The sequence below is a fragment of the Ohtaekwangia sp. genome (genome assembly GCF_036786105.1).
In the GTDB taxonomy this organism is placed as follows: domain Bacteria; phylum Bacteroidota; class Bacteroidia; order Cytophagales; family Cyclobacteriaceae; genus Ohtaekwangia.
In genome coordinates this window covers 8,983-20,788 of the sequence record NZ_DAIQRQ010000077.1, presented here as the reverse complement: position 1 = coordinate 20,788, position 11,806 = coordinate 8,983, and the positions used below count along the sequence as shown (strand labels likewise).

Sequence of the window (11,806 nt, the reverse complement as noted above, 5' to 3'; positions counted from 1 at the left end):
GCATCTTTCAAAACAGTCAATGAAGCTATATCTCCGTTGTTCAGGTAGGTGATGTCGCTTGTAATCACTCCATCCACAACGTATAGCGGGGTGTTACCAATAGTAGAACCCACACCACGAATCGTAACTTTCATCGCTTCGCCTGGCTGCCCGGAGGTAGAAGTGACTTGCACGCCAGGAGCCTGACCTTGCAATGCCTGCAAAGCATTAGTAGAGCTCTGCTTCATCAGGTCTTCACCTCTCACTTGCAGGTTAGCACCTGTGTTCAAAGCCTTCTTCTGCTCACCATATCCGACTACTACAACTTCCTGTAGTGTAGCGATGTCTTCTTCCATAGGGACATCCAGCTTTGTCTGGCTACCTACAGGTACTTCTTTAGTTTTATACCCAATAAATGATACTACTAACACATCGCTCGGACTAGCTTCAACAGAGTAATTCCCCTCAGCGTCTGAACTCGTACCTATTGTGGTACCTTTAATCAGGATGCTCACACCCGGTAGCGGCGCACCGGCCGCATCCGTCACTTTCCCTGATATAACCTGTTTCTGCGCTTGTGCGGAAACCAATCCTACCAGGAAGAAACACACAGCAGTGAACCACATGCTTCTGTAGACTTTTTTAATCATAGATTAATTTTTGGTTTAGCTATTATTCTTGTTTATCTCCAGTTCCGCTCTTCACGGAAATTGAATTCTCATTTACTTACTACACTCACTGTCTTACCGGTATACTCAATCACCTGCGCGGGCTGAGCCGTGAAGCTCACCCCGGCAGCATGATCTTTGTTAACCCAAACTATTTTAACTGTTCTCTTTTCAGGCATGCCCTGGTAACTTCCCTGGCGATCGCCGATTGTTAAGGTCTTGGTCGATTCATTATACGTAAACGGTATTGTGCTGTATTTACCTTGTTCGTAATTGTAGTTAATGCCCTCATCTTCATACAATGTGAAGGATGCATCTTTACCGGCATATACATAGAGCGTAAGCGGATCGGCCGATTTTTCGGAAGTATACTGTATCTCCGGACCTGCAGGAAGGATAGAACCTTCTTTTACATATACCGGGATTCTGTCGAGTGGAGCACTTGCTTCGATGGTCTGGCCGCCATCGAAATACTTACCGGTATACAGGTCATACCAACCTGTAGTAGCAGGCAAATACACCTGGCGTGTTCTGGCTTTGAAAGTATGCACCGGGTTGATCAACAGATCCGGGCCGAACATATATTCATCGGCAATGTTATGAACTTTGCTATCGGCGTTAAAGTCCATAACAAGACCACGCATAATAGTAGAGTTATTGAAATAACTGTGTCCTGCAAGGGAGTAGATATAGGGCAGTAAGTGGTAACGCAGCTTATCATAGTATACCAGGCTGTTGTACTCGGCAGTTCCTTCCGGAGCGATGTTATATATCTCGCGTAACGGGAACTGACCGTGTGAGCGGAACACCGGGCAAAATACTCCGAACTGGAACCAACGTGTATTCAATTCTCTCCACTCGTTTAATGTCTCTCCTGTGAGGTTATAGAAACGTTTCTCTACGGCGAAACCACCAATATCCATCGTCCAATATGGTATACCGCTCAGGGAGAAATTTATACCGGTCGCAATCTGATCCTGCAGATCGCTCCAGCGTGATACGATATCACCACTCCAAGTAGTAGCGCCATACCGTTGCTGTCCGGCAAATGCAGAACGGGTAAGGATAAACACGCGCTTCTCAGGGCTTGACGCGCGCTGACCTTCATAAACACCTTTTGCGTTCATCAGCGAATAGGCATTGAAGTACTTTGCTCCCGGGCCCATCGCAGTGCTCATGTTGATTTTGCGTTCGTCTATAGAAATATTAGAATGAATATCAGGTTCAGTAGCATCCAGCCACCACGCATCAATACCGATAGAATTCAGATTCTTGTCGATCTGCTTCCAGAAAAGTTTTCCTGCTTCGGGATTGAACGGATCATAGAATGTAGATTCATATCCTATACCTACCCAGTCTTTTCTTTTCTTCTCAATGTTATGCATGTACAGGAATCCGTTTTTGCGCATCTCCTCATAGTTCTCGGTGCCTTTATTGAATTTCGGCCAAACAGAGATCATTAATTGAGCGTGCAGCTTGTTATGAAGCTCATCGACCATTCCTTTTGGATTAGGGAAACGCTTCAGATCAAATTCGTGTGAACCCCATTTGGGATCTTCCCAATACTGCCAGTCGAGTACAATGTTATCGAGTGGTATATGGCGCTTGCGATATTCTTTTACTACATCGATCAGATCTTTCTGATTGGTATAACGTTCACGGCTTTGCCAGAAACCCATTGCCCACTTCGGTGCAATGGGCGCCTTGCCCGTGATGTTGCGATAACCATTGATCACATCATCTGCATTTTTACCCTTGATGAAGTAGTAATTGATCTCATCTCCTACTTCACTTGATAATGACAAACGATTTTGATCTTCTGCGGCATACGGATCGAGGTGTGTAACTGCAAGGTATCCGCTGTCGTCTGGCGTCCATTCTATTTTAATAGCATGCTTTTCACCTGCTGATTTGATATCAACGTTGAATTTATTCGTCCATGGATTCCAGTTCTGTCTCCACTTGTTCAACACTTCGGTACCGTCAATCCAAATCTTGATATAACCTGAAGAGTATATCAGGAATTTATGCAGACCTGCAGCATCGGAAGTAAAAGAACCTTCCCATACTATTTTGCCTTTGTGCGAAACATCCTTGGGGAAGCTATCAACCTGCGGTGTTTCCAGGTATTGGAAGTCAATCTTGTTCTCAACTTTGCTTTCCTTGATCTTGTCTTCAACATAATAGTCTGCTGTAAGACCTCCTTCTTTGCCATCTTTTGTGAAGAGCTTCAAAGAGCTGAGAGGCTGATATTCGCGCGGGTCGCCAAACTTGCTGATAGAGTAATTATCCCACAGCAAACCGTAATTCTTGCTGGAATATAAAAAAGGGATTACATCCACTATGTTTTGCTGCACCAGCTCAACATCCTGGCCTTTGTAATTCATCTGGCCATTTTGATGTCCTCCCAAACCATAGAAAGCTTCATCGGCTGGCGATTCAAACACCTGGCTGATCGCATAGCTTTTCAGATTTTCAACTGTAACCGGGGTGAATGACTTGCCTCCGCCTTGTTTCTCCTGAAGAATTACTTGTCCGGTAGAGTCGGTGAAAGAAACTTCGCCAGTCTTTAAAGAAATCCTGGCGTGTACTGACTTGGTGAGCAAGGTTAGTGCATCAGCAGATTCCTCCAATTTCCAGGATGATGTTCCTTTTACTTCCGGAAGCACCACAAGGCTCTGCGCGTGTGAAAACGTGTCGGCCGGCGTAGCCGTCACATGAATAATGTCGTCAGAAATTACCTGCAGGCGCACTTGTTTGGCTCCCAGGCCATCGTTGAGATGCACAACCACACCGTCCTCCAGTTTCTCAAATGTCTTTTTGGTAGAGCAGGCTCCTAATAACAAAGCGAGCGAAATAATGTTTGCTAGTACTACTTTTTTCATTCTATAAAATAAATCTTTCATGCAACCGGTTTCCGAGACAGAATTCTCGTAATCGATTGCAATAAAGGTAGGGTACTAACAGCCCTCAAAAGGGTACTGAATTGTCTGTTCGTAGAGGCTTAAACGTGTTTGCAGGGTATCAAAATGTTGCAAATGACTGGTCAAAATCGCTTTGATCGGCTTGACAGGCAACCTGCAGCCTATTCATTTTTTATTAAGAAAGAAGAAATGATAACCATCGTGCTGCGCAACGGAAATAATCCAAGTGCACCATTTGCACCCAAGACGAATACATCACCACCCTCCCCTGACAGTGGCCAAAAATTCTAAATGAAATGGATTTATAATTCGGGTGAGAACTAATATAAAATAATGAATGACAACGATGCGGCTATCGCGATATAAATCAGTATCTCTATCGCCAGCATAATTCTGCCAAGCCGTTTCAATTTATCCTGCGACATTTTTATCCGGGTTAGAGCCAAAACTACTAACTCCTGGGCAAGCCGATGGTCATGAAATCGCTTAGATATAGGAATATAATGTCTTTTTTCAGGTTTACCCTGTAGCCCTCCGCTTTCCGGATGCGTAGGCAGACGGCAACACACTGTATTGCTCTTTGAAATAGCGGGCAAAGTACTTGGGGTTATTAAAACCTACCTGGTAGGCAATTTCAGCAACCGTTAATTGGCTTTTTTCCAACAACTGAGCAGCCTGCTGTAAACGAATGGTGCGGATAAATTCCAGCGGAGATTTGCCGGTAAGGGAAAGTATCTTTTTGTACAAATGTGCACGGCTGATTCCTAATTCACGGCTCATATCTTCTACCGAAAACTCAGCTTTGGAGACATTTTTCTCCACACACTTGATTGCATTCTGAATAAATATTTCATCCAGCGGTGTGATATTCAGCTCGCTGGCCTTTACATCCAGTTGCCTGGGGAATGATCTCTGGAATTTTTCACGCTGGGCAATCAGGTTCTGAATTCGCGATGCCAGTATTTCGAAGTTGAAAGGCTTTGTAATATAATCATCGGCCCCCAACTGAAAGCCTTCCACTTTTTGCTCTTCTGCAGCACGCGCCGTAAGCAGAATAACCGGTATGTGCGACACCCGCTGATCTGACTTAACCCTGCGACATAGCTCGATGCCGTTCATCTCTGGCATCATAATGTCGCTCACGATCAGATCAGGCAATGCCTCCTCTACTTTCTTCCAGCCTTCTAATCCATTGGGAGCTTCCAGGATTTGATAATCGAGTTTCAGGTTATCTTTCAAATAGAATCTGAAATCTTCGTTGTCCTCCACCAACAGCAGCAGCGGCTTCTTTGCCTGCATCAATTCTACTTCTTCAGGCACTTCGGCACCATTCATTGGAATTGCTGATTCCATTACCGGAGTCTCGGAAACCTCGGCATGCGTTATCACTTCCTGAAGTGGAAGCCGCACTGTGAAGCAACTTCCTTTACCGGGCTCGCTGCTTACCGCAATTGTGCCGCCATGAATTTTAACAAACTCTTTGGTGATGGATAAGCCAATGCCGCTGCCCTGGTTCACCATGCTTTTTGGCAGTTCATTTTGAAAAAAGCGTTCAAAGATCTTCTCCTGTTTATCGGCGGCTATACCTATACCGGTATCTTCCACTTCAATGCGTAGCCAACGATCTTCGTGCTCCACCTCTTCTGCTACCCGTACCGTTACAGCGCCATGTTCAGGCGTAAACTTGAATGCGTTGGAAAGCAGATTAAATAATATCTTCTCCAGCTTATCCTGATCGAAAATGGTTTCTATAGAATTAATTGCAGATTCAAACTGCAGCCTGATATCTTTTTTCTCCGATAAATCGGAGAATGAATACACTGCCTCTCTGATAAAATATATAATGTCTCCTTCGGAGGGATTGAATCTTATCTCCTGCACCTCCAGCTTTCTGAAATCCAGCAACTGATTTACAAGGTTCAGTAATCGTTTGGCATTTCGCTGGATCAATTGAAATTGATTGCGTTGCTCGGCATCCTTCGTTTGCCTGAGAATTTTCTCCAGTGGTGTGAGAATCAGCGTAAGCGGTGTTCGAAACTCATGGCTCACGTTGGTGAAGAACTTTATCTTCATCATGTCCAACTCGTGCATGTGCATTGCTTCCTGGCGCTCCTGCTGAATAGTAAACTTCATTTTTTCACGCTGCTGTATCAACTTGCGTATAATAAGCAGGCCGCCAATGATCATCATAAAGTATAACACCAAAGCTGTACGTGTTTTCCAGAATGGAGGCAACACTGTAATATGCAGACTTGCTCCTACTTCGTTCCATACACCATCGTTGTTAGCAGCTTTTACACGAAAAGTATAGTTGCCCGGATCGAGGTTGGTAAATGTAACTTTCCTTGATTTGCTATCAACACTCAGCCACTCGGCATCAAAGCCTTCCAGCCTATATTTATATTTATTCTTTTCCGGATGAATGAAATTGAGTGCAGCAAACTCAATGGAGAAAACATTTTTGTCAGGAGGAAGGCTGATTTCCGATGTCTGCGAAATATCTTTTGCCAGCAATATCTTTCCATCACTGGCATCCTGAGGTCTTATACTTTTATTGAACAACTGGAAGTCTGTAAATACAACCTGCGGTATATTTTTGTTTAAACCCAGTTCCGCAGGTTTGAAGATATTAAACCCGTTGGCACCTCCAAACACCAGCTCGCCACGCGATGTTTTGCAGGCAGCATTCTCATTGAACTGCTTGCCTTGCAGGCCTTCTGCTTCTCCGTAATTCTTGAACTTATAGATCACTTTGCCATTGGCATCTGCAGCGATCGTCATGCGGGAAAGACCGTTGGGCGTACTCATCCAGATATTTCCGGATACATCTTCCAATATGGTTAATATGGTATTGTGCGGCAAGCCATCTTCCTTTGTAAACGCTTTAAATGTATTGGTCTTCTCATCATATAAATTAAGGCCACCCGATGTAGCAATCCATATTCTTCCTTTGGAGTCTTCGCGAATATCGAGCACGTTATTGTTGCTAAGACTTTTAGGATTGTTGTTCTCACTTTCATAATGAAGAAAGCGGCCACGCTCCCGGCTTAGTATATCTACACCGCGTGTTGTTCCGATCCAGAGATTACCACGTTTATCTTCGGTCAGGGCTGCTATATAATCCGCACCTACTGAATTGATATCGCTGGCGCGATAGTGTGAGAAGGTTTGTGTACGGGGATCGAAGAGATTCAAACCGCCACTCAGTGTGCCGATCCAAAGCCTGTTGTGGGAGTCTTCAAATATTTCCCACACACTTTCGTTCGACAAACTTGCCGGGTTGGCCGGGTCGTGATTGTAACGGATAAATCTCTTTCCATCATAGCAAGTAAGTCCGCCGTAATATGTACCGATCCACAATTTTTTTTCATGATCAATACAGAGACTCACAATTACATCACTTCCTATACTATTGACATTGGAAGGATTGTATCGAAACTGTGTATACCTGCCCGAAGCGCGATCGAAATACAAGAGTCCCCCTCCGTTCGTGCCGATCCATAAATTGCCTTTGTCGTCTTCCACAAACCGGTTAACATCTGCATACGGTAAGCCTGTCGGATCTGATGAATGTCTGTATAACGGAAAGCGAATTATATTCTCATGATAATAGCTAACCCCTTTCTTATATGTTCCTGCCCAGATGATTCCTTCTTTATCTTTATACAATACATTGATGCTATTCTGGCTCAAACTCCTCTCATCGTCATCGCGATGAACGATGTAGCGAATGGAATAATCTTTTTTACTGATCACATTTATTCCCCCGTGATCTGTACCTACCCAGATCATTCCCTGGTTATCTTGCACTATACTGCGCACAATGTTATTGTTCAGCTTTGCTACGGGGCTGTCTTTATGAAAATGTCTGAATGCTTTGGTAGCTACATTGAAGTAATATATACCCTGTGCATCATTAGTAACATATATCCACAGGTCACCATCCTCATCGGCCAGCAGGCGGTATTGCCAAGGTGCTCCGTGATTTGCCTGGTATAATGATGTATTGCGATAGGCTACTGTGTGTGTGGCTCCGTTCACCTCAATGCGTTCGAGTATACCGTTGGCATGTATAATCCAGTTGTTGCCGTGCCTGTCCTGTGCAAAAAAGGATATTGAATCGGTGGCTATACTATTGGGGTCACGTGGATTATGACGAATGGAAACCGACTGTCGGGTAGCCGCTACATATTTGATCAATCCTGAAGTAGCATGAATGAACCAGTAATCGCCGGCATTGTCTTTTATTACGTCTGACAAAGCACCTTCCGGTATACTCAACGACTTATAAAATGACGATAGATCAGACTGAAATCTCTCCGTACCGGGATCGTACAAATTCAATCCTCCTGAAGTCAGTACACCAATACGACCGTCCGGAATTTCGAACAATTCCTGAATCGCACTGTTGTTAAGTGTGGAAGAATCGCGCGAGTCGTGCTGAAATATTTTGAAAGAATATCCATCATACCGGTTGAGGCCCGATGCTGTGCCAATCCAAAGAAAACCCTGACGATCTTTCAGAAAGCACCATACCTCATTATGCGACAGTCCATCGTTTACGTCTACGTGCATAAACTGATAGGGCTCCGGTTGTGCGAAAGCCAAAACGGGGAAGAGCAGTATCCACGTTATTCTCACAAAAAAACTTCTGTTAATCCCGGTCCGCATCAGTGTGCAATTTACGGAAAGGGCTCTATTTAACTTCACAAAAAATGCGCAACACAACGGCTTTCTGATTTATGGTAAGCTTGTAACAAGCAACCATCACCCGGCAAGCTTTAGAATCTTTGTGATCAAAAGATCAAACACTTCTACCAGGATCAAAACAATGATGATGTATTCCAGTAAATTACTTTCCCGCTGGTTGATGATCTCGCGAAAAACAGAGAGGTTATCTTCAATAATCCGCAGCGTATATTCTATTTCACTGAAGCGCACGCGGAGATCAAAATGCTTCATTAATCCCTGGTGAAGTTTATCCAGGTATTCATCATCCCACACCAGGTCAGGTGCATCGAAAATATAGATGTTTTCGGCAATCTCGTTTTGCGTATTCAGGGCTTTGCCAATAAAGCGCATCATGTTGTTGCGGCTGATTTTCAACTTGCCCGTAAGCTCTAATTGATTCGCAAAACCTTTTACTTCCGTGAGCAGCGTTTCACTTACGCCGTGGTAGTAATCCAGCGCCACAGACTGCGCCAGGTTGAACATGGCAATGCGGATCACGCGATCGTTTAATCTTCCTACCACCACGCGGTCGAAATCAAAAGCAATGTCGCTACGGCCTTCTTCGCATAGCAATTCATGGTCATCACGAAGCCAGTTCAACGAAGGGCTTTTCTGAAACGCTGCAATGGCTTTGACAGCCCATTTCATCTCATCTTCATTATAACCGGCAAACACTACCACACCGTAGTTAAAGTAAAACTGGTATTTGCCGCCACCAAAATGATAATATAGCTCGGATGAGGAATCGGCCAGCGGTTTAATATCCAGAAAGGCTTTGATCCCTTTTATATCCAATTGGTTAGCTACAAGAAATGCAGAAAGTTTTACCGGTTGCGGCATATATATCATTCTTTATACTAAAGATAAAAGAATACTACCGTTTCAAAAGTTCAAAAACACCCATCCCCGGCCAAACCGGGTAATAGATAGTTAATACATCTTTTATGTAAAGGATGTTTGAAAACTTGTTTTAAAATCGAGATTTGCGACTTAATCTCAGAGCAACGGAATGCGCGTTTTTAAACAAACCCAAATGAAAAAATTACTTATACTCTTTGTATTAACCCTGAGCTATGGATATGCCGGTGCCTGGGGGCAAACCGGCCACCGTGCCACAGGCTGGATCGCGGAAAAATATCTGAATAAAAAAGCGAAGAAGGAACTCGACCGGATTTTGAACGGCCAATCGCTTGCCATTGCCAGCACGTGGATGGATGAAATCCGCTCAGACTCTACGTACGATTATACTGCCGACTGGCACTGGGTTACCATTCAGGATGGACAGACCTATGAGCAAAGTACCAAGAATCCGAAAGGCGATGTAATTCAAACCATTGAGCGCATTATTACCGAGCTGAAATCAAAAAAATTTACCGGCAAGGAAGAAGCGGAGCGCGTTAAAATGCTGATACACCTTATTGGCGATATTCACCAGCCTTTGCATGTGGGCGGTGGCAACGATCGTGGCGGTAATGATGTGAAGATTATGTGGTTTCGCGTTGACAGTAACCTGCACCGTGTTTGGGACAGTGATATGATTGACGATACTAAATTAAGCTATACCGAGCTTGCACAGTCGCTCGACAAGCCTACGCCTGCACAACTTACGGGCTGGCAAAATTCTTCGGTGCGCGATTGGGCATACGAAAGCATGGGATATCGCAAGCAGGTATACGATGTCGGAGCTGGTAAACTGGGCTACGGATATTCTTATAAATACTATCACGTTGTGCGCGACCGTCTCTTGCAAGCTGGCATACGACTGGCTGGTATTTTGAATGAGATCTACGGATAGAAAATTACAAGCATGGTTCGTTATACTTCTAACGAACCTGTTTTACCACCTGAACTCCCCTATACTTCCCATCAATCTTTTTCTCTGGCGTGATCTGTTTCTTTTTCCGATCTTAAAGGATAATCCAACAGAGACTATGACCCGCCTTAAATTTTTACTATCCCTAATACTCTTATTTGCCCTGGCACGGCTAGGCTACACGCAACCCACTTATGCGGAAAAACTCGGCTTTCCCAAAGGAGCGCGTGTATTAATACTACACGTGGATGATGCCGGTATGTCGTGGGACTCAAACCAGGGAGCAATACGCGCACTCGAAAAAGGTGTAGCCACTTCGGTAAGTGTAATGATGCCCTGTCCGTGGGTGTCGGGTTTTGTTCATTACTTAAAAGACCATCCTGCTACCGATGCAGGTCTTCACCTCACCTTAACTTCCGAATGGAGGGACTATCGCTGGTCGCCATTGACGGGCAAACCTGCTGCACCTGGTCTGGTAGACAGTGAAGGAGCTTTCTGGCCATCGGTAGAGGATGTGACTACACATGCTACTGCCGATGAAGTGGAGGCAGAGATACGCGCGCAACTTGCTCGTGCGCAGGCTATGGGCTTTCAACCTACACACCTCGACTCGCATATGGGTACACTGTTTGCCAAGCCTGAATTTCTGGAACGCTATATCAAGATTGGTATGGAAACTAAAATTCCTGTGATGCTCCCAGGTGGTCACAATACAATGATCAGTGCGCAATTGCCTCCGGCTTTTGTTTCTTACCTACGACAAACAGGAGAAAATCTCTGGAATGCAGGCCTACCCGTTTTGGATGACCTCCACAACCTGAGCTACGATTGGAAATACCCGGCAGGAGAACAAACCGATGCAGCGTTACAAAAATTTTCAACCAGCAAATACATTGAGACGATCAGGCAGGTGAAACCCGGTCTCACGATGGTGATTATGCATTGTACATCGCCATCAGAAATTTTCAGATATATTTCAGAGTCGGGCAAAACACGCAAAGGTGATTTGCTGGCGATGATCGACCCGGAGTTGAAAAAATTCCTTGAAAAAGAAGGCTTTATCCTCACCACTTGGCGCGAAGTAAAAGAGCGCAGGAATAAGCTTAAATAGAGGTCGTGGCAGGAAAAATATTCCTTATCTTTTTTTCACGAAGTTTTGGAAAATTAGAGCACAACTCCGTAATATTGCACTCCCAAATTTAAACGAATTCCTCCTTAGCTCAGCTGGTTAGAGCATCTGACTGTTAATCAGAGGGTCGCTGGTTCAAGTCCAGCAGGGGGAGCAAAAGCCACCAGACCGGTGGCTTTTTTTGTTATGAGCTATTGCGTATACATTTTGATTTCACAGCGAATCAACAGATTCTATATTGGCATGACTGAGAACTTGCAACAACGGATGGACCAACACAACAATCCTATTAGCAATTTAAAGTTTACCGCTAAAGGAATTCCCTGGGAGCTATTCCTAACTATACCCTGCACCGATAAGCATCATGCATTAAAACTTGAGAAGCTTATTAAAGCGAAAAAAAGCAGTGTGTTCATTCGTAATCTCAAGAAATACCCGGAGCTCGTACAGAAAATAAAAAACGAAGCAAGCATCTGACTTGTTAATCAGTCCCGATAGATATCGGGAGGTTCAAGTCCAGCAGGGGGAGCAAAAGCCACCAGACCGGTGGCTTTTTTTGTTA

8 protein-coding genes and 1 tRNA gene are annotated in these 11,806 nt (G+C 44.4%); 5 read left to right on the top strand and 4 right to left on the bottom strand.

The window, feature by feature from the left end:
- Positions 1 to 629 (bottom strand): carboxypeptidase-like regulatory domain-containing protein (locus V7Q33_RS21125; RefSeq protein ID WP_333821178.1); only part of this gene is annotated, 629 nt, incomplete at its 3' end.
- Between the two features lie 68 nt (positions 630 to 697).
- Positions 698 to 3,553, bottom strand: a complete 2,856-nt coding sequence (locus V7Q33_RS21120; protein WP_333821177.1) for a TIM-barrel domain-containing protein — start codon at positions 3,551 to 3,553, stop codon at positions 698 to 700.
- A gap of 132 nt (positions 3,554 to 3,685) precedes the next feature.
- On the opposite strand from V7Q33_RS21120, the gene V7Q33_RS21115 reads away from it, so the two are divergent.
- Complete coding sequence (locus V7Q33_RS21115) at positions 3,686 to 3,862, top strand: hypothetical protein (protein ID WP_333821176.1); 177 nt, start codon at positions 3,686 to 3,688, stop codon at positions 3,860 to 3,862.
- 228 nt (positions 3,863 to 4,090) lie between these two features.
- Here V7Q33_RS21115 and V7Q33_RS21110 read toward each other — a convergent pair whose 3' ends face one another.
- Entirely contained in the window at positions 4,091 to 8,212 is a 4,122-nt protein-coding gene (locus V7Q33_RS21110) for a hybrid sensor histidine kinase/response regulator transcription factor (protein ID WP_333821175.1), read from the bottom strand.
- Positions 8,213 to 8,338: 126 nt separating this feature from the next.
- Positions 8,339 to 9,142 (bottom strand): RMD1 family protein, encoded by an 804-nt coding sequence (locus V7Q33_RS21105; RefSeq protein ID WP_331982470.1) that lies wholly within the window; start codon positions 9,140 to 9,142, stop codon positions 8,339 to 8,341.
- A gap of 193 nt (positions 9,143 to 9,335) precedes the next feature.
- Between V7Q33_RS21105 and V7Q33_RS21100 the strand changes: the two genes are divergently transcribed.
- The 4 genes from V7Q33_RS21100 (at position 9,336) to V7Q33_RS23470 (ending at position 11,721) form a co-directional block, all read left to right on the top strand.
- Positions 9,336 to 10,097, top strand: a complete 762-nt coding sequence (locus V7Q33_RS21100) for a S1/P1 nuclease (protein ID WP_331982473.1) — start codon at positions 9,336 to 9,338, stop codon at positions 10,095 to 10,097.
- A gap of 136 nt (positions 10,098 to 10,233) precedes the next feature.
- On the top strand, positions 10,234 to 11,226 hold the full coding sequence (locus tag V7Q33_RS21095) for a polysaccharide deacetylase family protein (RefSeq protein WP_333821174.1): 993 nt from the start codon (positions 10,234 to 10,236) through the stop codon (positions 11,224 to 11,226).
- 98 nt (positions 11,227 to 11,324) lie between these two features.
- A tRNA-Asn gene (locus V7Q33_RS21090) sits at positions 11,325 to 11,398 on the top strand.
- Positions 11,399 to 11,430: 32 nt separating this feature from the next.
- Positions 11,431 to 11,721: a GIY-YIG nuclease family protein gene (locus V7Q33_RS23470; RefSeq protein WP_414693474.1), complete on the top strand. Its 291-nt coding sequence runs from the start codon at positions 11,431 to 11,433 to the stop codon at positions 11,719 to 11,721.
- The last annotated feature ends 85 nt before the right edge of the window (positions 11,722 to 11,806 follow it).